Raw genomic sequence first — 25085 nt, forward strand, 5'->3', positions numbered from 1 at the left:
AGTCGCCGGGTCGGAGGGCGGCAACACCCCGCAATTCTCAAAAGAGCGCTTCTCGCTCACCTTGACGGAAGATCACCATGTCTCAAGCTCTTCTCGATGTCGCCGCTTCGGATGGTCTTTTCGTCGGCCGCGTCTGGAATCCCGAGGTTGCCGGACCGAGCATTGTGACATCACGCGAGGGCGTGCTGGTCGACATCACCTCGCGCGAGGCGCCGACGCTGAGCGCTCTCTTCGAGCGGCAGGACGCCGCCGGCTTCGTCCGCGCCGCAAGTGGCAAGGCGGTCGGTTCAGTGGAGCAGATCGTTGCCAACAGCACCGGCAAGCCGGACGAAGCGCGTCCCTATCTCCTGGCGCCCGTCGACCTGCAGGCCGTCAAGGCCTGCGGCGTCACCTTCGCCCAGTCGATGATCGAGCGCGTCATCGAGGAGAAGGCTGCCGGCAATCCGGAACGTGCCGCCTCCATCCGTGAACGTGTCAGCACGCTGATCGGCGGCAGCCTCACCAATCTGAAGGCGGGTTCGCCGGAGGCTGCCACGGTCAAGCAGGCGCTGATCGACGAGGGCATGTGGTCGCAATATCTCGAAGTCGGCATCGGGCCGGATGCCGAAGTCTTCACCAAGGCCCCGGTGCTTTCCTCGGTCGGCTGGGGTGCGGATGTCGGCCTGCATCCGATCTCGACCTGGAACAATCCGGAGCCGGAAATCGTGCTCGCGGTCAATAGCCGCGGCGAAATCAAGGGGGCGACGCTCGGCAACGACGTCAATCTGCGCGACGTCGAGGGCCGCTCGGCACTGTTGCTCGGTAAAGCCAAGGACAACAATGCCTCCTGCTCGATCGGTCCTTTCATCCGCCTGTTCGATGCCGGCTACAGCCTGGATGATGTCCGCAAGGCCGAACTCGATCTGAAGGTCACCGGCCGGGACGGCTTCGTGCTGCGCGGCAAGAGTTCGATGTCGCAGATCAGCCGCGATCCGACCGATCTCGTCAAACAGACGGTCGGCGCGCATCACCAATATCCCGACGGCTTTATGCTCTTTCTTGGCACGTTGTTTGCACCGACGCAGGATCGCGACGCGCCGAAGCAGGGCTTCACCCACAAGATCGGCGATGTCGTCGAGATTTCCTCGGCAGGGCTCGGCGCGCTCGTCAACACCGTTCGGCTCTCCACCGAATGCCCGCCCTGGACCTTCGGCATTTCGGCGCTGATGAGTAACCTCGCAAAGCGTGGATTGCTGTAAGCTACTGGTTTCGCCGCTTGCCCTCTAACAGGTCGAGAACGGAGTTTGCCGCCTCGAGAACGTTCGTGCCGGGCCCGAACACGGCTGCAACGCCGTGTTCGTGCAGGAAGTCATAGTCCTGCCGTGGGATGACACCGCCGCAGACGACGATGATATCGCCACCGCCCTTTTCCCTCAGCTTGTCGATCAGCTGCGGCAGCAGGGTCCTGTGGCCGGCCGCCAATGACGAGACGCCGACGACATTGACCTTTTCGCTGAGCGCGACGCTGGCGGCTTCGTCAGGGGTCTGGAACAGGGGACCGGCGAGCACATCGAAGCCGATGTCACCGAAGGCCGAGGCGATCACCTTGGCGCCCCGATCGTGCCCGTCCTGGCCGAGCTTGGCGACCATGATTTTCGGCCGGCGGCCCATCGCTTCCGTCACCTCAGTCATGCGGGTCCGCAAGACGGCGAGTTCCGGCTCGTTGCTATAGGCCTCGCCGTAGACGCCTTTGATGACATTAGGGATCGCGGCATGATCGCCGAAGGCATCGCGCATGGCATCCGATATCTCGCCGACCGTGGCACGAGCCCGGGCCGCCTCGATGGCGGCTTCCAGCAGGTTGCCCTTGCCGGTCCGGGCGATCTGCGCCAGGGCGGCCAGCGTCTCGCGGACGGCCCCGCCATCGCGGCGCCGTTTGGTTTCCTCGATCCGTTTGATCTGCGCGATCCGCACCGCACTGTTGTCGATCTCCAGAATGTCGATCGGCTGTTCGTTGTCGAGCCTGTAGCGGTTGACGCCGACGATGACCTCGTCGCCCTTGTCGACGGCCGCCTGGCGGCGCGCGGCCGCTTCCTCGATCAGCCGTTTCGGCAGGCCGTCATTGACGGCCTTGGTCATGCCGCCGAGCGCTTCCACCTCCTCGATCAGCGCCCAGGCCTTGTCGGCAAGCTCCTTCGTCAGGCTTTCGACGTAATAGGAGCCGGCGAGCGGATCGACCACCTTGGTGACGCCGGTCTCATGCTGGAGGATGAGCTGCGTGTTGCGGGCGATGCGGGCGGAAAACTCCGTCGGCAGCGCGATCGCCTCGTCGAAGGAATTGGTGTGCAGCGACTGCGTGCCGCCGAGCACGGCCGACATCGCCTCGAAGGCGGTGCGGATGATGTTGTTATAGGGGTCCTGTTCCTGCAGCGAGACGCCCGACGTCTGGCAATGGGTGCGCAGCATCAGCGAGGAAGTTTTCTTCGGCTGGAACTCTTCCATGATGCGGGTCCAGAGCAGCCGGGCGGCGCGAAGTTTGGCCGCTTCCATGAAGAAATTCATGCCGATCGCGAAGAAGAAGGAGAGCCTTCCGGCGAAATCATCGACATTGAGGCCCTTGGCGATCGCCGCCCTGACATATTCGCGGCCATCGGCAAGCGTGAAGGCGAGTTCCTGCACCAGCGTCGCGCCAGCCTCCTGCATGTGATAGCCGGAGATCGAGATCGAATTGAACTTCGGCATCTCCCTTGCGGTATATTCGATGATGTCGGCAACGATCCGCATCGAAGGTTCCGGCGGATAGATATAGGTGTTGCGGACCATGAACTCCTTGAGGATGTCGTTCTGAATGGTCCCCGAGAGCTCGGCCTGCGGAACGCCCTGCTCTTCGCCGGCCACGATGAAGGAGGCGAGGATCGGAATGACGGCGCCGTTCATGGTCATCGACACCGACATTTCTCCGAGCGGAATGCCGTCGAACAGGATTTTCATGTCCTCGACGCTGTCGATTGCCACACCTGCCTTGCCGACATCGCCTTCGACGCGGGGATGGTCGCTGTCGTAACCGCGATGGGTGGCAAGATCGAAGGCGACCGACAGGCCCTTCTGGCCGGCTGCCAGATTGCGGCGATAGAAGGCGTTCGATTCTTCTGCCGTCGAGAAGCCGGCATATTGGCGGATCGTCCAGGGCCGGCCGGCATACATCGTCGCGCGTGGGCCGCGGGTGAAAGGCGAAAAACCGGGAAGCGAGCCGAGATGCTCGGCACCATCCAGATCCTCGGACGTATAGAGCGGCTTGACGGCGATGCCTTCCGGCGTCTGCCAGGTCAGCGCTTCAGGTGAGGCACGCAGATCCTTTTGCGCAAGCTCCGCCCAATCCGACAGCGTCTTCTTCGTCATGCGTTTCCTCCGGCTTTTTTCATCCCAACCCTACCATTTCACAGGCTCTTCGTGCGATAGAGCCCGAACAGGATGATTTTGGGCCGAGCCGGCCTAAAATCTGAATCCTGTTCTACATTATATAGTTAGAGCATGATGTCGTGCGAAAACCGCGCACACTTTTCGGCATCATGCTCTAGGATAATTAATGCGGCAAATCCTTGATTTCTATTGCCGGTTTTGGGACCCGCCTCATGAAGACCATGCAGATCTATGCCTTTGACATGAACTGCGTCGGGCATATCAACCACGGCCTGTGGACGCATCCGCGCGACGGCTCAGCGCATTATACCGATCTCGACTATTGGACGGAGTTTGCCAAGACCGCCGAACGCGGCAAGCTGGACGGCATCTTCCTTGCCGATATCGTCGGCGTCTATGACATCTTCAGAGGAAGCCCGGCGCCGGTGATCACGACGGCGGCGCAGATCCCGGTCAATGATCCGCTCATTCCGATTTCGGCGATGGCCTATGTCACCAAACATCTGGGTTTTGGCGTCACCGTCAACACCACCTATGAGCCACCCTTCCTGCTGGCGCGGCGCATGTCGACGCTCGATCATCTGACCAAGGGACGGATCGGCTGGAACATCGTCACCGGTTATCTCGATAGTGCTGCCCGCAGCATGGGTTTCGACAGGCTGCCGGAACATGACACGCGTTACGACGCAGCCGAGGAATATCTCGAGATCGTCTACAAGCTCTGGGAAGGCAGCTGGGATGACGATGCGGTGCTGCGCGACAAGGTGGGCGGCATCTATGCCGATCCCTCCAAAGTGCGCACTGTCCGTCATGACGGTCAATATTACCGGATGGAGGGCATCCATCTCTCCGAACCTTCTCCACAGCGCACGCCCCTGCTCTTCCAGGCCGGCGCCTCCGCACGCGGCCAGGAGTTTGCCGCCCGGCACGCCGAATGCGTCTTCCTCGCCCGCTCAAACCCCAGGGTGATGCGGCCGACGGTGGATGCGCTGCGGGCGAAGGCGGAGGAATTCGGCCGCGGCGCCGACGCACTGAAGATCCTGAGCCTGATCACTGTTGTCGTCGGGCGGACGGAGAAGGAAGCACGGGACAGGCTGGAGGAGTATCGCCGCCATGCGAGCGTGGAGGCCTCGCTTGCGCATTACTCCGCCTCCGTCGGCATCGATTTTTCGAAATATGGGCTGGATGACGTCATCGACCAAAGCTCGACGAACGCCAATCAGTCGGCGCTTGCGGCCATCACCAAACAGGCGGCGAAGCCGGTGACGCTGCGCGACATCATCGACCAGATGATACTCGGCAGCCGGATGAAGCCGGTGGTGGGCTCGCCCGAGCAGATCGCCGATCATCTCGAGGCATGGATCGAGGAGGGCGGCATAGACGGCTTCAATCTGGCGCGGACCGTGGCGCCGGAAAGCCTGCGCGATTTCGTCGACCTGGTGGTGCCGGTGCTGCAGGAGCGCGGTCTCTTCAAGGCGGACTACGTGGAAGGACCTTTGCGGCAGAAGCTTTTCGGCGGCGGGGACGGCAGGTTGCCCGCCGCGCATCCCGCCGCCCAGTTCCGGCACTGACTATCGATGGTCCAGCTTGGCGACCAGCCGGTCGCCCAGCCACTGAATGCCGCAGACGAGGACGATGAGGACGGCCACCACCGCGATCATCACATTGGTTTCGAAGCGCTGATAGCCATAGCGGATGGCGAGATCGCCGAGACCGCCGGCGCCGATCGCGCCCGCCATCGCCGAGGCGCCGATCAGCGTCACCAGCGTGACGGTGAAGCCGGCGACGATGCCCGGCAAAGCTTCGGGCACCAGCACCTCACGGATGATCGTCCAGCGATTGCCGCCCATGGCGCGCACGGCATCGATCAGCCCGCGGTCGACCTCGCGCAACGACACTTCGGCGATGCGGGCGTAATAGGGCGTTGCGGCGATGGCGAGCGGCACGATGGCCGCCCAGGTGCCGAGCGCCGTGCCGACGATCAGCCGCGTCAGCGGGATCAGTGCCACCAGCAGGATGATGAAGGGCACCGAGCGGAAGCCGTTGATGATCCCACCGAGCACGCGATTGATCCACAGATTTTCGGCGATGCCGCCGCGCGCCGTCGCCACCAGGGCAAGGCCGAGCGGCAGGCCGGCGACGAGCGAGATCACTCCCGAGGCGACGGTCATCAGGACCGTCTCCCAAAGGGAGCGAAGAAGCAGTTCAAGCATGATCGGTGTCATAACCAAGCACCTCCACCCGGGCGGACCTGGCCGTCAGGAATTGTTCGACCTTTCCGGCAAGCGCGGGGTCGCGCATGGGAACGGCGATGAAGAACCGCGCCACCGGCTGGTTCTGGATGTGGTCGATGCCGCCATGGACGAGGCGGAAGGAATGCGGCAGCGCCGCCGAGAGTTCGGCAAACAGCGCGCCCTGCGCCTGCGGCCCGGCGAGATCGACGCTGAGGATGGCCTCGCTCCCCGTCGTTGCCGACAGCCGACCGGCGATGTGATCCGGAAGCTGCGGCCGGATACCGCCGAGCAGGCTCCCGGTGATGTCAGCCTGCGGGTTGGCGAAGACCGACCAGACCTGCCCTTCCTCCACGATCCGCCCGGCGTCGAGGACTGCGACGCGATCGGCAATGCCGCGCACCACTTCCATCTCATGCGTGATCAGCAGAATGGTCAGCCCGAGCTTACGGTTGATATCCCTCAACAGCGCCAGGATCGACCGGGTCGTTTCCGGATCGAGTGCCGACGTCGCCTCGTCGGACAAAAGCAGTGCCGGGCGGGCCGCAAGCGCCCGAGCGATGCCGACGCGTTGTTTCTGCCCGCCGGAGAGCGATGAGGGATAGGCTTTCGCCTTGTCGGCAAGCCCGACCAGATCGAGCAGCTCATGCGCCCGTTTCAAGCGCTCGTTCTTTGCAACGCCCTCGATCTTCAGCGGCAGCGCGACATTTTCCTCGACGGTCTTGGCGGAAAGCAGGTTGAAATGCTGGAAGATCATGCCGATGCGGCGGCGCAGCGGCTGCAGTTCCTGTTCTGAAAGTCCGGTGATTTCTCGGCCTTCGATGAGAATCTCGCCGCTATCGGCGCGCTCCAGGCCGTTGAGGCAACGGATCAGCGTCGATTTGCCGGCGCCGCTGCGGCCGATGATGCCGAGGATCTCACCTCTCTTCACCGTCAGCGAAATACCGTCGAGTGCTGCCGTGGTTCCGAACCGCCGCTTCACATTGGCAAGCCTCACCACGTCTTCGGCGGCCGCTTGCGGCTGCGTCTCGATCGCCGTGGTAGAAACAAAGGAATTCATGTGCTTTTCCTTACAAACACTGAAGGCGGCCCGGGCAAGGAACGCCTGGACCGCCTCTCGGCAGGGCTTAACCCCCCGCCCCGCTTCGGATCAATAGGCGCTGAGACCCGTTCCCTTGTAAACCTTGTCGAACTCGGCCTTGACGGTCTCGTTCTGATAGGAAGAGACAAGCGTCTTGACCCACTCGGCATCCTTATTGTCGGCCTTGACGGCAATGAAGTTGCGATATGGATTGTCGGCAATCGGCTCCTGCGCAATGCGCTCGGCCGGCGAAAGGCCGCTCTTCAGCGCCCAGTCGGTATTGACGACACCGGCATCCAGGTCGTCGATCGAGCGGCCGACGATACCCGCGTCGAGTTCCTTGATTTCGATCTTCTTCGGATTGTCGGTGACGTCGGCGACAGTTGCGAGAATGCCGGTGCCGTCCTTCAGCTTGATCAGGCCTTCGTTCTGGAGAACGCGCAGAGCGCGGCCTTCGTTGGAGGGATCGTTCGGCACGCCGATGACGGCACCTTCCGGGATCTCGGCGACGGACTTGTACTTCTTGGTGTAGAGGCCGATCGGCCAGACGCCGGTATAACCGACGCGAGCGATGTGGTAGCCGTGCTGCTTGATCTGGTTGTCGAGATAGGGCTGGTGCTGGAAGGCGTTGGCGTCGATTTCGCCGCGCTCCAGCGCTTCATTCGGCTGCGTATAATCGTTGAAGGTGATCGTCTCGATCTTGAGGCCTTTCTTGGCCGCCTCGCTGGTGACGACACGCCAGACGTCTTCATCTTCGCCGGCCATGATGCCGACCTTGATCGACTTGTCCTCGGCAAAGGAAGGAGCTGGTGCTGCAAAGGTGAAGAGCGCGGCAGCGGAAACGGCGACAAGAGCCGCCCGGCGCGAAAGGTGGAAGTCGTGAAGATTTTTATTCTTGGTCATTTTATATCCCGTCTGACTGAGTGAGGCCATGCGCCCCGACCAGGCTGATCATGGCAAATGCGCGCATCGGTAGCGAAGCACGATTGTCCGATGTGGAGGAAAGGTCGGGAAAACTCTTGCCCTGCCATTGGTATCGGCAGGATAAATTTCCATCAAATTTGTGGATTATGACGACGTGAGAAGGGTGGCCCAAAAACGAAAACGGCGCCTCCGCGGCGCCGTTTCAAGCCTATCCCTAACTCTTCATTCGGCGGCGATAAGCGCCTGATTCCGGCTGGGAAAGAAGGCCGAGAGCTCACCGATAACCTCCCCGATCCGCTTGGAAAGCGGCTCGGATGAGACACGGTAATCGGTGAAGTCGCGGTCGGACGCGTAAACGGCGGTCGGCAGCGTGTGAGACATGAAGAAACCGAAGAGCGGACGGAGCTGGTGCTCGACCATCAGCGCATGCCGATCGCCGCCGCCGGTCGCAGTGATGATGATCGGCTTGGCGCGCAGCTCATGCGGGTCGATCAGGTCGATCAGATGCTTGAAGAGGCCGGGATAGCTGCCCTTGTACGTTGGCGCTCCGATCACCAGCACGTCGGCATTGACGATGTCGTCGATGACCTCCTTGGCGCGGCTGTCGAGATCGTCACGCCGCAGCGCCTGGCCAAGCGAGGGGCCGACATCGGTCAGGTCGTAGATGGTGTTGTCGAAGCCGTATTTCTCGCCGGCGAGGCCGGCAACGTTTTCAACGAGCGCGAAGGTCTTCGAGGGGCGGTTGAAGCTACCCGCAAGGCCGACCAGTTTGTGAGCAGACATGCCATTTCCTTCCAATATCGTGCCGAAACCGATGTCATTCTCCAACGAATATTATCTATAAAAATAGTGGATTAAAGGAATGGTGATCCCTCTTCCCCATATGAGGAGAAAAATACGTTCGTGCCTGTCGCGATAGCGACGTGTGAACCGCATGATGCGTCGAGCCGGAATACTCTAGGCCGATTTCTGCTTGGGTATGCGCGGCAGGAAGACCGTCAGGAGACCGAGCAGCGGCAGGTAGGAGCAGATCCGGTAGACGAAATCGATGCCGTGGGTATCGGCGAAATCGCCGAGCAATGCTGCACCAAGTCCCCCTGCCCCGAAGGCGAAGCCGAAGAAGACGCCGGCAATCAGTCCGACGCGCCCGGGCACCAGTTCCTGCGCGAAGACGACGATCGCCGAGAAGGCCGAAGCGAAGATCAGGCCGATGACGATGCTGAGCACGCCCGTCCAGAGGAGATTCGCATAAGGAAGCAGGAGCGCGAAGGGAATGACGCCCAGGATCGAGAACCAGATGACGAACCGCGCACCGAAGCGATCGCCGATCGGCCCACCGAGGAATGTGCCGACGGCGACCGAGCCGAGGAACAGGAAGAGCATCAGCTGTGCCTGCTGCACGCTGAGCTCGAACTTGTCGATGACATAGAAGGTAAAGTAGCTCGACACGCTCGCCATGTAGACATTCTTCGTCGCCGTCAGCAGCACGAGGATCAGCAGCGCCCAGACGACCCTGTTCTGCGGCAGCGGCAGGGCCCGGCTCACCGCCGGTTTGCTGGCATTCTGACGTCGGTGGCTCATGTACCAGTTGCCCACCCAGCTCAGCACGACCATGCCGACCATGGCGATGGCGGCAAACCAGGAGACGCTGTGTTGCCCAAGCGGCAGCACGATGAAGGCGGCGAGCAGTGGACCGATCGCCTGGCCGGCATTGCCGCCGACCTGGAAGAAGGACTGCGCGAAACCGTGGCGACCGCCGGAGGCCAGACGGGCGACGCGCGAGGATTCCGGATGGAAGACGGCTGAGCCAAACCCGATCAGGCTTGCGGCAACCAGCAGCAGCGCGAAACTGCCGGCGTTGCCGAGCAGGATGAGGCCGCAGAAGGTGCTCGCCATGCCGACCGGCAGCGAATAGGGCATCGGCCAGCGGTCGGTGACAATGCCGACCAGCGGCTGCAACAGCGAAGCGGTGACCTGGAACGTCATGGTGAGGAGGCCGATCTGCACAAAATCGAGATCGTAATTCGCCTTGAACAGCGGATAGAGCGAGGCGAGCAGCGATTGCATGATGTCGTTCAGCATGTGGCAGAAGCTGACCGCCATGAGGATAGACATCGTTGTTTTTTCGAAACGGGGCGCGCCTTCGGCAACCGTTGCCATCAATATTCCTCCTGCACAGGCCGGTCGGTGCCGTGCCGCGTCTTTTTTCGATGGATTTTAGGCGATCGGGGCTGGGAAGACTATCGAGCGGCGGTCGCTGAATTGCATTTAGCGTAAGCCGGGCGGCAATCACAGCCCAGTTTCATCGGGATTGGTACGGCTTTTGTTTGATTTGCCCTTTTGTCGACCGATTCCAGCGTGGCTTTATGTCTTTCCGGACGGGGGCTTTCATATCACAGTCAGTCGCGATCATCGCATATTGAGTACGCTATATGAAAACAACCATGGAAAACCGAAGCGGGGAATACTACAGCTGCGCCGATTGAAAATGCGATCGAGGCTGAAAACACGCGATGAATGTCAAGACACCGAATGCAATAGACAGCTATGTCGGAGCGCGCATAAGAATGCGTCGGCAGTTGCTCGGGATGAGCCAGGAACGGCTTGCCGAGCAGATCGGCGTAACCTTTCAGCAGGTTCAGAAATACGAGAAGGGCATCAACCGCATCGGCGCGAGCCGCCTGCAGCGGATCGCCGATGTGCTCCACACCTCGGTAAGTTTCTTTTTCGAACAGGAGAATTCCGAGCCGTTGACGCTGCAAGGGCTGGATCTGTCGGCGAATTCCGATCCGGTCGCCGAATTCCTGCGAACGAAGGAAGGATTGGTGCTCAATCGCGCCTTTCTGAAGATCGCCGACCGCAATATCCGCGAAACGGTCATCGCATTGGTGAAGGCGATGGCGCAGGCAGAAAGTCACGGTGTGACATTGGGCGCCTCCATAGCGGACGTCACTCTTCCGCTCGGAGAATAGCTGGGCGTATCGGCAGGCAATAACCGCATGAAGCGCTTGGCTATTGCGAGCCGTCGCCTTTGCGTCGCCTCCGGCTGACCATCATGCCGCCGACGATGAGGACGATTCCGGTCGCGTTCGCCCAAAACGACGTTGGAACGGCGCTGATATAATCAAGCGCCACGCCTGTCACCATCTGACCACCGATGATCAGCAGAGCCGAATTGACCGCGCCTATGCGCGCAATCGCCCAACTGCCCGCCGCCACAAAAACAACACCGATGGAGCCGCCCAGATAGGCATACCAAGGCGCCTCGGCGGCGCCTGCAGGAAGCAGGCCCCCGACGAAGAGACCGAGGCATGTGAGAACGGCAAAGCCTATGGCATGATTCCAGAAGGATGCGATCAGCGGCGTGGTGGATATGCTCAACCGCCCATTGAGCTGGCGGCTGAGACCGACGAGCGCGCCGCCGAGGCACGCCAGGAGAATGAATAGTGTCACGCCGCACCTCGTCCAAACAGGATGATGAGCGCACCCCCGGTGACGACCAGGCCGAGTGCTACGATGTCTCGCATATCCGGACGCCGCTTCGGCAGACCGAACAGTCCCCAACTGTCGGCCGCAACGCTGAAGGCGACCTGGCCTGCCAAACCCAAGGCCAAGGTGCCGGAGAGCCCGAGCGGCGAGTTGACCGCGGTCGAGGTCAGAATGACCGTTGCCGCGCCGGATATCCCACCGAAGTAAGCCCACCAAGGCGCGTTGGGGGCTTTTCCCACCGTCGGCCTGCGCCGGCGGTGGACCAGCAAGAGAAGAATGACGGCCGCGATGATGCCTGTGCCATGAGCGGTCCAGGAGGAGAACAGGGGATTGCCATAATGGGCCAATTCCCCGTTGAAGTGCACCATGAACGTCAGGAGCCCACCCGTGGCAAAAGCACCGATGAAATAGATGGGATGCGAATTACGCGCTGCTTCGGTGGTCATTGCGGATCCTGTCAAAGAATCGATTGCGCCCGATATTTTTCAAATTGCCACTAAGGCCATTCATCGGCATTTTCAGCAAGATGATTAGCACCGTGTGTCTGTCGGATCGGCCCTCCTTGAGGCGCTGATGAAGCTCGTTTCGATCGACGCGACCCATTTAATCCGAACAATGGTTTTACAATGCCAGATGCCACGTCCGAGGACCTCGATGGTCCAGACGACCCTGCAATACCACGGACCGGATTGTCGGAAATCCTCGCGCCCGGCCTTTCCGTGGTTTTCTGCGGATTGAATCCGGCTCTGTCCGCAGTTCGCGACGGGCATAATTTCTCGAACCCGAGCAACCGTTTTTGGCGGGTCTTGCATCTGGCTGGATTTACGCCGCGCTTGCTGCGAGCAGATGAAGAGCGCGCGTTGCTGCAATATGGCTGTGGCCTGACGTCCGCGGTTTCACGCCCGACGAAAAGCGCAGGCGAGCTTAAGAAGCAGGATTACCTCAGCGCAGCACCTGCTCTGGAAAGCAAGATACGAACGTTTGCGCCGGCCAATCTGGCCTTTCTTGGAAAGGCTGCATATGCGGCAATCAGTCTTCGAGCCAATGTCGAATGGGGTCGGCAAGCCGAGGAATTTGCCGGCGCCGTCGTCTGGTTGTTGCCAAATCCGAGTGGCCTCAACAGAGCCTTCACCTTGACGACATTGACCGAACGCTATCTCGAGCTGAGAGCGACGCTCTAGCCATCATAATGCCTGGACGAATGCGCTGACCCGCCCTTCCAGCAGATGGCTAATGGCCTGGTGTCATCATTGCCTTGCATGGAGGATGCGATGCTGCTCAAGGGCGAACGAACCTTCGTGGTGCGGGATGCGGGAGGTTTCGTCGCGCACGTCAATATGCCGGGCTGGTTGACGCCGAAGCCGACCGATCACGGCCATGGCCCCCTCGCCATGATCGTAGAATCCATCCTCGATCCCGGTCGCCTGATCGCGATGCATGAGCATAGAAACGACGAGATCATTTCCTGGGTGCCCGAAGGCGTCATGCGTCACGACGACAAGGCTGCGGGCCGACTGGTGATCGACCGCGACCATCTCATGGTGATGAATGCCGGAGCAAGCTTTTGGCATTCCGAAGAAACGCTGGCATCCGATCCGCCTCTGCGGATGCTGCAAATCCTCATTCGCCCTCACGCCATCGACCTCGAACCGAAGGTCCAACACGGACCGGTGCCAGTTGCCGCGGCAAACACCTGGCGACACCTGGTCGGGCCGGAAGCGGAGGGCGCGCCCTTCTATGTCCGCAGCACGATCAACGTCTTCGATATGCGGCTGGACGCGGGCGCAAGGGTGGAATTTCCGCGCAAGCAAGGCCGAGACCTCTATTTCTATGTCTTCAGCGGTTGTGTCGTCGTCGATAAGCAGACATTCGCCGAAGGCGAGCAGGGGCTGCATTTATTGGATGACAAGCTCGAAGTAGAGGCGCAGAGTGCAAGCATGTTGGTCGCGTTTCTGCTCGATCCGAACGCAGCGATCACCAGGCAGGGAACTGTCGGCGACCACAAGAAGATCCCACCGGCAATCCTCATTCGCGCGTTCCTGCGATGGAGGAAATTCCGCCAGATGTGGCGTCGTCATCTTTCGCATCGCCGCTCGAACACCGAAAAGGCGATATAAATGGAACAAGGATGCCCCTAACGGGTTTCGAACCTTAGCGTTCAATAGGAGGAGCATTTCATGCCTACGGTTGCCGCGACACCCATCACCCCGCCTGACCAGCATGTTGTCACAGCGCGCGAAGCCATCGAGCCGCTTTATGAGAAGCTTGAGCTGCAAACCGAATCGCTGGTCCTCGCTGCGGCGCTGGAAGCGGGCTGGCCTCCCGAGGAGGCAACCGAGGCACTGGCAGCACTCAGGCTACAGGACGCACTTTCCACCCTTGGACGAACGACTTAGCCGATAAGCCCATTATTCAAAGCGGATCGGCGAGAAAGTTTCCGCAGTGATCCCCTCCTGGCGGAGGGCTGCCGGAATCGGGGTTTCCAGAAGCAGCGACGACGCGAGCGCAGCGACCGCTGGCGAACTTTGAATACCGAACCCGCCGAGCCCGGCCAGCCAAAAGAAGCCCGGCGCCCGCTTTGAGGCACCGATGACCGGCAGCCGGTCCGGTGCGAAGGTGCGCAGGCCCGCCCAACTATGGGAGATCCGATGGATTTCGAGCTTGGTGCAGTCGCTCAGATATTGCGCCGCCTGGGCGATATCCAATTCTTCCGGCCAAGCGTCATGCGGGGCGACCGGCGTCTCATCCGCCGGACTAACCAGGAGCCGGCCTGCATCCGGTTTGAAGTAGAAATCCTCGTCGATTTCGTTGACTTCGGGCATGGCCGAAACATCGTAGCCCTCAACTGGCACGGTGATGGCGGTTCGGCGATAAGGCACTAGGCCGAGAGGCGTCGCGCCGAAATGGAGCGCCACGGGATCGGCCCAGCCGCCCGCCGCGTTCACCACCGTCGTGGCCAGCAGATCGGCGCCGTTCGTCTCCAGCCGCCATGCCGATCCGTCCATTCGGGCGCCCGTCACCTCAGCGTTGCGGCGCAGGTCGGCCCCGGCGTGTCGCGCCGATTTCAGATAGGACTGCAGCAGGCTGTCGACCTCGATGTCCCAGCAATCCGGGTCATAGAGCGCAGCCGCGACCCAGTCGGGGTCGAGAAACGGGACCAGCGCCAGCGCATCGGCAACCGTGAGCAATTGAAGCGGCCGGGCCATGGGCGCGCTTTTGTTGCGCTCGACTTCGAAGATGTGATGGAGATGCCCGGCCTTCTCGGCCTGGGCAATGCAGAGGTTTCCGCGCGGCCGGATGAGCGGCAGGTCGCAGAACCCATCCGGAGGCGTCTGGAGAAATCCGGCGCTGGCCCGGATCAGCCGCCCCGCGCCTTCGGACTGGAAGCGCAGCGAGAATTCCGCCGCCGAGCGGCCGGTGGAATGATAGCCCCATGCCTCCTCCCGCTCCAGCAGCACGACCGAACGGCGATTGCCGATGGTATGTGCCAGTGCGGCGCCGACGATGCCGCCGCCGATGATGGCAATGTCAAAATGTTCAGCCATTGATTGGATCCAGTGGAAAAATTGGGCGTCGAATATTGCGGTAGTTGCGGCGGGTGAGATCCGGCGAGCATAATCCGCCGGCATCGGTCACCAGGATCTCACTTGCGAGCGGGGCGAAGGCGCCGCGGAAATGATGCATGGATTTCACCGCCAGGACCGCCTTCGCCGTCGGTTCGATGCCGAGCGCGCGGAAGATGTTGGCGTCGAGCATCTGTTGGTTTTCAGATGCGATCAGCACCTCTATCCCGCCGACCCGGAAAGAAACGGAGCGGCCGAGCGTGCCGGGAAGGCCGGTGAACATCGGCCCTTCAAATGTAAAGGCCCCATCGGAGACGGCCGCAACAGTGCCAGTGACTTCGATCGGCCCACCGCCCGTGCTCGGATCCGTCTTGCCGCCGAGCAATACAGTGCATTCTGCGCCGACACCTGCGGATGCCAGCAGGTCAGCCGCTTGCGGGTCGTAGAGCACACCGAGAGCAATATTGCCCCGCCCTGCGTCAAGCAGCGCAGCCAACAATGTCGTGCTGTCGCCATAGCCGCCTGAGCCCGGGTTGTCGGAGAAGTCGGCCACCACGATCGGCTTGTCGGTGGATTTGTGCGCCTTCAGCCGGGCGATACACTCCCAGAGAGGGATCGGCCGGGCCCAGTCGTCGCGGAAGTCCCATATCCGCGCGCAGATCCTGTCGGCAGTTGCTTGAGCCGTGACGGCGGAGACGATCTTTTCGTCGTAATTTACGAGAACGCTCGGGCCTGCCGCCCAGACATCGGCATCGGTGAAACCGGCGTTGACGGAGACGTTGAGGATGCCCGGCGTCATCATTTCCAGCGCTGCATCTTCCAGCAGCCGGCACATCGGCCCGTCCTGCGTCGTTCGTCCGTCGTCACAGCCGACCAGCATCGGCGGCCGGGCGATGAGCAGGCGCGGCGCCGTCTCGCCTGCCATTGCCGCATGAAGCAGCGTGCAGGCCTCGCGTCCGCGCTCGCGCATGTCGATATGGGGATAGGTCCTGAAGCTTACCGCGATATCGGCAAGCCCTGCCATTGCATCGAAGATATTGGCATGCAGATCGAGCGTCACCGCAATCGGGAGATCGGCCCCTACCACCGAACGGATGGCGGCGAGAAACTGGCTCTCTCCATCCTCGGATGTCTCGGTGACCATCGCGCCGTGGAGTGCGACGAAAATCCCGTCGATCGGCCCGGCCGTTTCAAGGCCGTGAACGACATCTGCGGTAATCGTGCGGCGCGCGGCTTCGGTGACCGTGCCGCCCGGCTGAGCATGAGCGGCAAGAATCGGCACAACCTCCCAACCCCTCGCCTCGGCCAGATCGAGGGCGCCGCCAATCTCGGAATTGGTGCCGCGCATCTTCGTGACAATCTCGACACCTTGGAAATAGCGACTGGCATGGAAGGCCTCGATCGGGGTCGAGCGAATGGTGAAGGTGTTTCCTTCGTGAGAGAATTCGATCAGAGCGACGCGAAAGCCCATCTTATACTCCTTGCCGGCCTGCCGCGCGGGCGCAGATATATTCCAGGATCAGCGAGGCGCCCAGGAGCGCTGTCACGCCGGTCGGATCATAGGGTGGCGCCACCTCGACGAGGTCCATCCCGACGAAATTGACATCCGTCGTCCGGCGCAGGATCGAGAGGATTTCGTGCGGCGCCAGTCCGTCGACGACCGGGGTGCCTGTGCCGGGAGCAAAGGCAGGATCGAGGCAGTCGATGTCGATGCTCAGATAGGTGGGCCTGTCACCCACCACTTCGCGCAGGCGAGCAAGGGCACCCTGCCAACCATGTTCGTGCAGCCAGTCACGGTAGAGCACGGTGATCGAGTCGGTATGGTCGTAATGGGTGCGGATGCCGATTTGGATTGCGTGAGCGGGGTCGATCAATCCATCGCACATTGCATGATGCACGAATGTGCCATGGTCGAATTCCTTGCTCGCCTGCGTGTCACGGTGGGCGTCGAACTGGACATAGGCGAGCTTCCCGTGCCGCTCGGCATGGGCCTTCAAGGCGGTGAAAGTGGTGCTGTGATCGCCGCCCAGCATGACCGTTCCGGCCCCCTCCTCGACGATCCGGCGGGCGAATTCCACCGCGTTTTCCAGCATCTTTTGTGGCTGCCCGCGCCGGAACGGCACGTCGCCAGCGTCCACCACCGAGAGCCGGTCGAAGGGGTCGAAACCCCAGGGCCAGACCTCGCCCCAGGCCAACTGGGTCGAGGCTTCGCGTAGCGCGGACGGGCCGAAGCGTGCACCCGAGCGGCCGGAGGTCGCCAGATCGAAGGGAATGCCATAGACGACAAGATCGACGCCGGTGAAATCCAGGCTGGGACGGCGCCGAAGGAAGGTGCGGATGCCGGAATAAGGCATTTCCACATGGGTCCCGTCCGGACCGGGCACGGTCTGGAACACACCTTCATGGCCGAAGATGCTCTGATTGGATTGTATTTTCATTTCAAACTGTTCCTGCGAAATGTAGCCATCGGTTGCGACCCTCGAGGCGGCGCCAGAGCGCTTCGATCAGGAGGACGACGGCCAGATAGTTAAGCGCCGCCACGTAGAAGACGGTGAGGTCGAAGCTCTGGGCGTAAAGGGATCGCGCCTGGCCCATGATATCGGGCACGGTGATCACGCTGACGATGGCCGAGGCCTTGAGCAGCAGCACCAGTTCATTGCCGATGGTCGGCAGCATCCGTGCCGTGGCGATCGGCAGCACGATCTTGCGGAAAATCTGCACGGTCGAAAGGCCGAGCACCCGCCCTGCCTCGATCGTCCCTCGCGGCACGGCCTGGATACCGCCGCGCAAGATTTCCGCCTGATAGGCCGCGGAATTGAGTGCGAAGGCGAGGAGGCCGCAATAGAACGCATCGCGAAAGAACCACCAAAGGCCAATATCCCGCAGTTCGCGGCTGAAGGAGCCAAGGCCATAATAGATCAGAAAAACCTGAACCAGCAGCGGCGTGCCGCGCATGAGGTAGATATATCCATAGGCCATGCCGGAGATTGTCCGGTTGCGACTGAGCCGGGCCAGTGCGAGTGGCAGCGCCAAGCTGAAGCCCATGAGCGCGCTCAGCAATGTCAGCGTAACGGTATTCTGAAGCCCTTGCGCCCATAGGGCGAGATTGTCGGTGAGAAGCGTCAGCATCTTCTAACGCCCCCTACCGCGAGGAGCCGTGCGTCGTTCCAACAGCGCCTGACCGATGCCCGACAGCAAAGCAAGCGCGACGTAGATCAGGGCGAGCACGGTATAGAAGAAGAACGGCTTCTTGGTCGTCGAGATCGCCATATTTGTGTAACGGACGAGGTCGTTCACCGCTATGATCGAAACCAGCGACGTATCCTTCAGAAGGATCAGCCACAGATTGCCGAAAGCGGGAATGCAATGCCGCCACATCTGCGGAAGGACGACCAGGAAGAAGGCCTGTCTCCGGTGCAGGCCCAGCGATGCCGCCGCCTCTGCCTGTCCCCTGCCGACCGCCTGATAGGCGGCACGGACGACTTCGCTGCCGAGCGCGCTGAAGACGAGCGTCAGTGCCACCACGCCAGCCGCAAAGGCATTGAGTGAAATGCTGGCGTTCGGGAAAGCGAGATGCACCACCCAGTCAATGAGCACTTGGAGCTGGTAGTAGATGATGACGAGGGTCAACAGCTCGGGCAGACTGCGAAAGACTGTCGTGCTGGCGAACGCCAACCAGCGGGCAATCGGACTGCGGGCGTTTTTGCCCCAAGCCAGCAGGAAGGATAGGACCAGGGCCAGCGGAGCGGTGGCGAAGGCGAGTGCGAGTGTTACACTCAGGCCTCGCAGCAACTCGTCTCCCCAGCCCTCGTCGCTGAATAACAGCAGTGAGATGAACTCCATCGCGAATTATCTTCCGATTGCTTGGCGGGGCTGGCTGGACGCTGACTGTGTGGCGTCCAACCTGGTTGCGGACTACTTGAAGATTTCGCCGGCGAGCTTCGGTTGTGTCATGATGTCGAATTTGAAGTAGCGCGCGCGAATCTTGCCATAGGTGCCGTTGGCCTGGATCTCGGCCAGCGCGTCGTTCAGCCGCTTCAGCAGCGCCTCATCGTCCTTGCGGACGGCAATCCCCGTGCCCTTCATGCCGTCATCGCCGAAGGCCTCTCCGACGAAATCACAGCAGGCGCCGCTGTCCTTGGCGAGCCAATCCGCCAGCACGAACTGGCTGGCCAGGACCAGATCAAGCCTTTGATTGTCGAGGTCGAGCAGAGCGTCGTCGAGCTTGGGATAAAGCTTCACCTCCGCTTCGGGGAAATATTGCTTGAGGATCGCGACCTCGGTCGTGCCTGATTGGGTGCCGACCACCAGCCCTTTCAAATCGGCTGGCAGCGCGCTCTTCAGTCCCGAATCCTTGGAGGCGACGAAGCGGTCGGGGTTGAAATAGTAGGGAGCGGTGAAACTGATCACCTTCGCGCGTTCAGCGGTGATCGCCATCGAGGAGAGGATGGCGTCGAATTTCTTGGCATTCAGCGCCGGGATGATCCCATCCCAATCGGTGGACACCCATTCGCACTTCACCTTCATCGCATCGCACAGCGCGTTGCCGATGTCGATATCGAAGCCGTTCAGATTGCCGGCGCTGTCAAAATACTCGAACGGTGGGTAATAGCCCTCAGTTCCCATTCGGACGACACCGTCTTCCGCCGCCGCATTGGTCGCGGCAGCAGCGGCAATCAGGGCGAGGATTCTAAGATATCGCATGGCGGTCTCCTGTTGATGGGGGCGGGCTTTGCTCCGAGGGCAGTTCAGGATTCCGGAAGATGGTGAATATTGAAAATTCTTATTTCTTCTTCTAGAAATAAATTTCGCTTATGGAGACATGCCAGATGGTCGACTTCGTCCGGCAACTTGACTGGAACCTGCTGCATACTTTCATGATCGTGGCGCAGGAACGGAGCATGACGCGGGCCGCCGACGTGATGCACCGCACCCAGCCGGCGATCAGCCAGGGGATCAAGCGGCTTGAGGAAACGGCCGGCACTAAGCTTCTGGAACGCAGTCGTACCGGCCTGATACCAACGCCCGCGGGCGAAATGCTGCTCGAACAGGTCCGATCGATTTTCGCTACGATTTCCCGCTTGCCGGTCGGTTTCGAAGCGGCGCCAGCGGCGTTGTCCGGCAGGTTGAAGATCGCCATGATCGACCAGGTGGTGAACGAGACCTTGGATCGTGCGCTGACGTCTTTCTTCGCACGGTATCCAGGCGTGGATCTGGAAATCACAGTGAGCACCACGGCGACCATCATCCGTGCCGTAGAACTCGGCCATTGTACCTTCGGTATCTCGGACGGGGTGATTCCGGATTTCCTGGCTTCCCGCGAGTTGATGCGAGAGAGGTTCGGCCTGTTTTGCGGCGCAATCCACCGGTTGGCTGGCCGCAGGGACCTGACCGTCGCACAACTGCGTGCCGAACCATTTATCGGCTTCACCGCAGATGTGCTCGGCGGCACGCATATGGGCGATGTCACCGCCTACCGCGCCAGCGCCTCGATCGGTCAACGGGTACGGGGTCAGTCGAGCTATGTCAGCGAGATACGGCGGATGATCGAATGCGGCCTCGGAATAGGCTTCCTGCCGCTGCATCTCGCCGAACCGTATGTCGACCAGGGAAAGTTGTGGCGCCTGCCGCCCTATCGGGACGAGCCCTGCGCATCAGCCTATGTCGTCACCAATCCGCAAATCGGGCTCTCGGTGCCCGAGACGTTGTTCCTGAAGGAGCTTTCGAAGATCGATTTCGGACTCTGAGCTATGCTTTGCAATATATCGTTACAGCCATGAATTGATCATGAATTATCATGCTCCATGGTTGCCGCGCCGTCGTGCCGGCACGAGCCCTGATATCCGCTTTCAAATACCGTTTGGTGATCGCAGTTCGTAGAGCACGTGAGGGCGCAACGGATGCCCTTCGGCCAAATTGGGATGATCGAAGTCACCGATCCGGTTCATTCCCAATCGCCTCATCAAACCCCAGGAACTGCTGTTTGCGGGCACCGTGAAGCTGACGATGCGGTCAAGTTTCAGATCGTTGAAGGCAAAATCCAGAGACCGTTCCGCGGCCTCGCGCGCGTATCCGGCTCCGTGCCGCGACGCTGAAAGCCGCCAGCCGATTTCGACTGCCGGGGCAAACGGCAAAGCCGGCGAAACATTGTTGAGGCCGCAGAGGCCGATCAATGCGCCGCCTGCCTTCTCCTCCAGCGCCCAGAACCCCCAGCCATGATCCTCGAAGTGACGGTCGATGCGGTCGAGCATCGCATCCGACTGTTCATCTGTCAGAGGATTGAGATATCGGACGACGTCGGGTTCGGCGTTGATCGCAGCAAAGGGTTTGCGATCCTCCTGCCGCCAGGGTCTCAAGATCAGTCGTTCGCTTTCGAGCCTCATCGTCCCTCCGCGACAGATCCTACCAGAGCGTCATATGACGGTTGACGTCCTTGTAGAGCAGGTAGCGGAACCGGCCGGGCCCACCGGCGTAACATGCCTGCGGGCAGAAGGAGCGCAACCACATGAAGTCGCCGGCCTCGACCTCGACCCAATCCTGGTTCAAGCGATAGACCGCCTTGCCTTCCAGCACATAGAGACCATGCTCCATGACATGGGTTTCCATGAAGGGGATCACGGCACCCGGCTCCAACGTCACGATATTCACGTGCATGTCGTAGCGGACATCGGCCGGATCGATGAACCGGGTCGTCCCCCAGCGTCCATCGGTGTCGGGCATTGCCGAGATGGCGTGCTCGTCCTCATGCGTGAAGATCGCCGGCGGCGGTTCCAGCCCGTCGACCGCCTGAAAGGCCTTTCGAATCCAGTGGAATTTTGCCGCGGTCGAACCGTCGTTTTTCAGGCGCCAGACTGAACCTGCCGGAAGATAGGCGAACGAGCCGCTGCGAAGCGCATGGCTGACGCCGTCGAGTTCCACCGTGATGTCGCCCTCGACGACGAACAGAACCGCTTCGGCCCGCTTGTCGGGCTCCGGCCGATCGCTTCCGCCGCCCGGCTGGACCTCCATCACATATTGCGAAAAGGTCTCGGAGAAGCCGGAGAGCGGCCGGGAGAGAACCCATGCCCGCGTTCCCGTCCAATGGGGAAGGACGCTGGTGACGATGTCGGTCATGACGCTGCGCGGAATGACTGCATAGGCTGTAGTGAAGACGGCCTTGCTGGAAAGCAGCTCGGTTTGCGGCGGCAGTCCGCCGAGTTTGGAATAATAATCTCTGTTCATCGGTCCAGGCTTCGCGGCTTTTGATTGTGCATCTGCTTTATGCGCCGTTGCGGCGTTAGGCAACTCCCAATGGGTCGAGCGGCGCCCTCCCAGCTCGGGTCTCGAAAAGCACGGGCGCTATAACCTACCGGTCGGCCATCACCAGATGTCCCGGTCCGACCTCGCGATAGGAGGCGTTCGCCGGCTGATAGTCGACCGGGCGCATCGGGCTCTTGATCTCGTCATTCGCCACCATCCGCTTTTCATGGCGGCGGTCGGGATCAGGCACGGGCACCGCCGCAATGAGCTTTTTCGTATATGGATGCTGCGGATTTTCAAAGACCGCGGCCCGTGGGCCGATCTCGACGATCTCGCCGAGATACATCACCGCCACCCGGTGGCTGACGCGTTCGACGACCGCCATGTCGTGCGAGATGAACAGGAAGGCGAGGTTCAGGCTCTGCTGCAAATCGAGCATCAGGTTGATGACCTGCGCCTTGATCGAGACGTCGAGCGCCGAGACGCTTTCGTCGGCGACGATGACCTTCGGCCGCAAGGCGAGCGCGCGGGCGATGCAGATGCGCTGGCGTTGGCCGCCGGAAAACTCATGCGGATAGCGCGCGGCCATATCCGCCGACAGACCGACCTTCATCAGCAGATCAGCGACGACGTCCTTTGCCTGTTTCGCATTGCCCATCTTATGTTCGAGGTAGGGTTCGGCGATCGCAGCACCGACTGTCATGCGCGGATTGAGGCTGGCAAAGGGATCCTGGAAGATCATCTGCACGGATTTGCGCATCTCGCGCAGATCCTTTTTGTCGAGGCCGAGCACCTCCCTGCCCTCGACGAGGACGGAACCGGCCAGCGGTTCGATGAGACGCATGATGGCGCGGCCGGTCGTCGATTTGCCGCAGCCGGATTCACCGACGAGGGACAACGTCTCGCCGGCGTGAAGATCGAAGGAGACGTTTTCGACCGCGTGCACCCGACTGGTCAGCCGGCCGAACAGGCCGGTATGAATGTCGAAGCGCTTGGTGAGGTTCTTCACCTGAAGGACCGGCGTTGCAGCGACGGTATCGGCGGCCTCGGCGGGAACGTCCGATTCCCCCGTTGCCGTGTTGACCACCGGAAAGCGCAGGGGCCTTTGCCTGCCCTGCATCGAGCCGAGCACCGGCACGGCGGATAGCAGCGCCCGGGTATAGGGGTGTTTGCCGCGGTGGAAGATATCGGCGGTGGCGCCGCTTTCGACTTGCTCGCCGCGATACATCACCACCGTCCTGTCGGCGATCTCGGCGACGACGCCCATGTCATGGGTGATGAACAGAACCGAGGTCCCCTCCTCGTCCTGCAGCATCTTGATGAGATCGAGGATCTGGCCCTGGATCGTCACGTCGAGCGCCGTCGTCGGCTCGTCGGCGATCAACAGTTTCGGCCGGCTGGCGAGCGCCATGGCAATCATCACCCGCTGGCGCATGCCGCCGGAGAAACGATGCGGATATTCGCCGAAGCGCGAGGCGGCCGAGGGAATGCGGACCTTTTCCAGCAGCCGGATGGTCTCGGCTTTGGCGTCCGTCTTGCTCATATCGGAATGGCAGAGCAGCGCCTCGGAAATCTGATCGCCGATGGTGAAAAGCGGATTGAGCGATGTCATCGGCTCCTGGAAGATCATCGCCACTTCATTGCCGCGCACCTGACGCATGGCATTTTCCGGCAAAGCCAGGAGGTCGCGTCCGCCGAGCATGACGCGGCCCTCGACGCGGCTCGTCTCCGCCTGCAGCAGCCGCATGATGGAGAGCGAGGTGACGCTCTTGCCCGAGCCGGATTCGCCGACGATCGCCACCGTCTCGCCCGGCGCCACGGTGAAGGAGACATCGCGCACCACAGGTTTCCAGGCGCCATCCACCAGAAAGGACGTCGTCAGCCTATCGACGGCAAGAACGTCGGTCGTCGTCTGGATCGGTTGCGCTTGGACGTTGGCCATGTCTGCTCCTCTACGGTTCAATCCGGCCAGCGCAACAGCCCGTCGAAGCGGTGCCGGCTGCGGTTCTCGATCGGCGTGGCGATGATCTCGTTGGAGGCGCGCGCCTTGTCGAGCTCCTCAGCCAGGCGCTCGGCGACGATCTTCTCCTCGCCCGGATGGAGGTTGCACGGATCGAGGTAGAAATAGCGGTGCTCCACTTCGTGATCGCGCACGATGATCGGCGGGCTGCCCTTGGCAAGCGCATCGGCCAAATCCCAGGCGGTGATATGGGCCTGTTCGGCATCGACGATCAGACGCAGCCGATCGAGCGGATTGTTGGTCGGGTCGGGTTCGATCAGCGCGGTGAGGCCGGGGCGGCCGTCGAGCGTACGCTTCCACAGGTTGAGATAGCTGGTTTCGCGTTCCCGGATGCCGGCATGGTCGCGTTTCTCCCAGGCTTCGAGTGCCGCCATGACGCCGAAGATGCTCTCCTTGCCGACCTTCATGCCGCGGCCGATGCCCATGTTCTGCAGGAAGGCATGACGCACCAGCTCCTTCTTGCCGGCAACGATGCCCGTAGTCGGACCGCCGAGGAATTTGTGGCCGGAGTAAAGGGCGATATCGGCGCCCTGCTCCAGGAAAATCTTCAGATCATATTCCGAAGCCGCATCGACGATGACGGGCACGCCCTTGGCATGGGCGATCTCGACGAATTCCTTCAGGTTCAAAAGTCCGTAATCGACGACATGGTGCGAGACGACGTAGACGGCGGCTGCGGTCTTGTCGGTGATGGCGTTTTCCATGTGGAAGCGATGGGTCGAGGTCGCCTGGCCGACAAGCACGACCTTGCCGCCGGCAAGCCGGATCGCCTGGTCGACGGGTGCGCCATAGCTCACCACATGGCCCATCTGCACCAGCACTTCGTTCTTCTCCGGCACGACGTCCGGCAGCCTCTCGATCGCCAGCAGATTGTTGCCGGTGATTGCCCCAGCAACAGCCAGCGAAATGCCGGCCGAGCAGGAAGCGGTGACGAAGCCCGCCTCCCCGCCGGTCAGCCGGGCGATGACGCCACTTGCCTTGCGCTGCAGGTCGTTGATCTCGACGAAGTGCGGCAGGATCGATGCCATCGCCTCGATCGCTTCCGGCACGACGATCGAGGCGCCGAGGCTCGTCATCGTGCCGGATACGTTGATGACAGGGCGAAGACCGATTGATGGTCTCATATCAGTGGACATGAA

The 25085-nt window shown here is 61.4% G+C and carries 25 protein-coding genes; 7 read left to right on the forward strand and 18 right to left on the reverse strand.

Features of this window, described 5'->3' with window-relative positions:
• Positions 1–77: 77 nt before the first annotated feature.
• Positions 78–1238, forward strand: a complete 1161-nt coding sequence (locus tag FHT69_RS12065; RefSeq protein ID WP_063476075.1) for a fumarylacetoacetate hydrolase family protein — start codon at positions 78–80, stop codon at positions 1236–1238.
• Between the two features lies 1 nt (position 1239).
• Here FHT69_RS12065 and scpA read toward each other — a convergent pair whose 3' ends face one another.
• The gene (scpA, locus tag FHT69_RS12070; RefSeq protein ID WP_063476074.1) at positions 1240–3378 is read right to left on the reverse strand and encodes a methylmalonyl-CoA mutase; all 2139 of its coding nucleotides are present in this window, start codon (positions 3376–3378) and stop codon (positions 1240–1242) included.
• Between the two features lie 233 nt (positions 3379–3611).
• Between scpA and FHT69_RS12075 the strand changes: the two genes are divergently transcribed.
• On the forward strand, positions 3612–4970 hold the full coding sequence (locus FHT69_RS12075) for an LLM class flavin-dependent oxidoreductase (protein WP_063476263.1): 1359 nt from the start codon (positions 3612–3614) through the stop codon (positions 4968–4970).
• On the opposite strand, the gene FHT69_RS12080 is transcribed toward FHT69_RS12075, so the two are convergent.
• The 5 genes from FHT69_RS12080 to FHT69_RS12100 all read right to left on the reverse strand — a co-directional run bounded on the left by FHT69_RS12080 (position 4971) and on the right by FHT69_RS12100 (position 9795).
• Positions 4971–5624: a methionine ABC transporter permease gene (locus FHT69_RS12080; protein ID WP_063476073.1), complete on the reverse strand. Its 654-nt coding sequence runs from the start codon at positions 5622–5624 to the stop codon at positions 4971–4973.
• Positions 5605–6690: a methionine ABC transporter ATP-binding protein gene (locus FHT69_RS12085; protein ID WP_063476072.1), complete on the reverse strand. Its 1086-nt coding sequence runs from the start codon at positions 6688–6690 to the stop codon at positions 5605–5607. The genes FHT69_RS12080 and FHT69_RS12085 overlap by 20 nt, the downstream gene beginning before the upstream one ends.
• Before the next feature lie 90 nt (positions 6691–6780).
• Positions 6781–7614 carry a MetQ/NlpA family lipoprotein gene (locus tag FHT69_RS12090; protein WP_047613490.1) on the reverse strand — a complete coding sequence of 278 codons (834 nt, stop codon included), beginning with the start codon at positions 7612–7614 and terminating at the stop codon, positions 6781–6783.
• Between the two features lie 243 nt (positions 7615–7857).
• Positions 7858–8418 (reverse strand): FMN reductase, encoded by a 561-nt coding sequence (gene msuE, locus FHT69_RS12095; protein WP_047613488.1) that lies wholly within the window; start codon positions 8416–8418, stop codon positions 7858–7860.
• Positions 8419–8592: 174 nt separating this feature from the next.
• Positions 8593–9795, reverse strand: a complete 1203-nt coding sequence (locus tag FHT69_RS12100; protein WP_063476071.1) for an MFS transporter — start codon at positions 9793–9795, stop codon at positions 8593–8595.
• Positions 9796–10148: 353 nt separating this feature from the next.
• On the opposite strand from FHT69_RS12100, the gene FHT69_RS12105 reads away from it, so the two are divergent.
• The gene (locus FHT69_RS12105; RefSeq protein WP_047613041.1) at positions 10149–10607 is read left to right on the forward strand and encodes a helix-turn-helix domain-containing protein; all 459 of its coding nucleotides are present in this window, start codon (positions 10149–10151) and stop codon (positions 10605–10607) included.
• A 40-nt stretch (positions 10608–10647) separates the two neighbouring features.
• Here the strand turns inward: FHT69_RS12105 and FHT69_RS12110 are convergent, their stop codons facing one another.
• Both FHT69_RS12110 and FHT69_RS12115 read right to left on the reverse strand, forming a co-directional pair.
• A complete protein-coding gene (locus tag FHT69_RS12110) occupies positions 10648–11088 on the reverse strand; it encodes a DMT family transporter (protein ID WP_047613040.1) in 441 nt (146 codons plus the stop codon).
• Entirely contained in the window at positions 11085–11570 is a 486-nt protein-coding gene (locus FHT69_RS12115) for a DMT family transporter (protein ID WP_063476070.1), read from the reverse strand. The genes FHT69_RS12110 and FHT69_RS12115 overlap by 4 nt, the downstream gene beginning before the upstream one ends.
• A 180-nt stretch (positions 11571–11750) precedes the next feature.
• Between FHT69_RS12115 and mug the strand changes: the two genes are divergently transcribed.
• From mug to FHT69_RS12130, 3 genes are all read left to right on the forward strand, one after another.
• On the forward strand, positions 11751–12305 hold the full coding sequence (mug, locus tag FHT69_RS12120; protein WP_063476069.1) for a G/U mismatch-specific DNA glycosylase: 555 nt from the start codon (positions 11751–11753) through the stop codon (positions 12303–12305).
• A 90-nt stretch (positions 12306–12395) separates the two neighbouring features.
• A complete protein-coding gene (locus FHT69_RS12125) occupies positions 12396–13241 on the forward strand; it encodes a pirin family protein (RefSeq protein ID WP_063476262.1) in 846 nt (281 codons plus the stop codon).
• Between the two features lie 60 nt (positions 13242–13301).
• Positions 13302–13520 (forward strand): hypothetical protein, encoded by a 219-nt coding sequence (locus FHT69_RS12130; protein WP_047613034.1) that lies wholly within the window; start codon positions 13302–13304, stop codon positions 13518–13520.
• A 12-nt stretch (positions 13521–13532) separates the two neighbouring features.
• Here the strand turns inward: FHT69_RS12130 and FHT69_RS12135 are convergent, their stop codons facing one another.
• From FHT69_RS12135 to FHT69_RS12160, 6 genes are all read right to left on the reverse strand, one after another.
• The gene (locus FHT69_RS12135; RefSeq protein ID WP_063476068.1) at positions 13533–14669 is read right to left on the reverse strand and encodes an NAD(P)/FAD-dependent oxidoreductase; all 1137 of its coding nucleotides are present in this window, start codon (positions 14667–14669) and stop codon (positions 13533–13535) included.
• Positions 14662–16158, reverse strand: a complete 1497-nt coding sequence (locus tag FHT69_RS12140) for a M81 family metallopeptidase (RefSeq protein ID WP_063476067.1) — start codon at positions 16156–16158, stop codon at positions 14662–14664. The genes FHT69_RS12135 and FHT69_RS12140 overlap by 8 nt, the downstream gene beginning before the upstream one ends.
• 1 nt (position 16159) lies before the next feature.
• Positions 16160–17125: an agmatinase gene (gene speB / locus FHT69_RS12145; RefSeq protein ID WP_080759870.1), complete on the reverse strand. Its 966-nt coding sequence runs from the start codon at positions 17123–17125 to the stop codon at positions 16160–16162.
• 1 nt (position 17126) lies between these two features.
• Positions 17127–17816 carry an ABC transporter permease gene (locus FHT69_RS12150; RefSeq protein WP_047613028.1) on the reverse strand — a complete coding sequence of 230 codons (690 nt, stop codon included), beginning with the start codon at positions 17814–17816 and terminating at the stop codon, positions 17127–17129.
• 3 nt (positions 17817–17819) lie between these two features.
• Complete coding sequence (locus FHT69_RS12155) at positions 17820–18530, reverse strand: ABC transporter permease (RefSeq protein ID WP_047613026.1); 711 nt, start codon at positions 18528–18530, stop codon at positions 17820–17822.
• Positions 18531–18602: 72 nt separating this feature from the next.
• Positions 18603–19391: a transporter substrate-binding domain-containing protein gene (locus FHT69_RS12160; RefSeq protein ID WP_183905404.1), complete on the reverse strand. Its 789-nt coding sequence runs from the start codon at positions 19389–19391 to the stop codon at positions 18603–18605.
• Between the two features lie 125 nt (positions 19392–19516).
• Between FHT69_RS12160 and FHT69_RS12165 the strand changes: the two genes are divergently transcribed.
• The gene (locus tag FHT69_RS12165) at positions 19517–20434 is read left to right on the forward strand and encodes a LysR family transcriptional regulator (protein WP_183905405.1); all 918 of its coding nucleotides are present in this window, start codon (positions 19517–19519) and stop codon (positions 20432–20434) included.
• 102 nt (positions 20435–20536) lie between these two features.
• On the opposite strand, the gene FHT69_RS12170 is transcribed toward FHT69_RS12165, so the two are convergent.
• From FHT69_RS12170 to FHT69_RS12185, 4 genes are all read right to left on the reverse strand, one after another.
• Positions 20537–21070, reverse strand: a complete 534-nt coding sequence (locus FHT69_RS12170; RefSeq protein WP_025554435.1) for a GNAT family N-acetyltransferase — start codon at positions 21068–21070, stop codon at positions 20537–20539.
• A gap of 19 nt (positions 21071–21089) precedes the next feature.
• Entirely contained in the window at positions 21090–21908 is an 819-nt protein-coding gene (locus tag FHT69_RS12175; protein ID WP_025554437.1) for a bifunctional allantoicase/(S)-ureidoglycine aminohydrolase, read from the reverse strand.
• A 124-nt stretch (positions 21909–22032) separates the two neighbouring features.
• Entirely contained in the window at positions 22033–23868 is a 1836-nt protein-coding gene (locus tag FHT69_RS12180; RefSeq protein ID WP_183905406.1) for an ABC transporter ATP-binding protein, read from the reverse strand.
• 17 nt (positions 23869–23885) lie between these two features.
• Positions 23886–25082: an aminotransferase class V-fold PLP-dependent enzyme gene (locus FHT69_RS12185; RefSeq protein WP_183905407.1), complete on the reverse strand. Its 1197-nt coding sequence runs from the start codon at positions 25080–25082 to the stop codon at positions 23886–23888.
• Between the last annotated feature and the right edge of the window lie 3 nt (positions 25083–25085).

The organism is Rhizobium sp. BK008 (assembly GCF_014197345.1).
In the GTDB taxonomy this organism is placed as follows: Bacteria; Pseudomonadota; Alphaproteobacteria; order Rhizobiales; family Rhizobiaceae; genus Rhizobium; species Rhizobium anhuiense.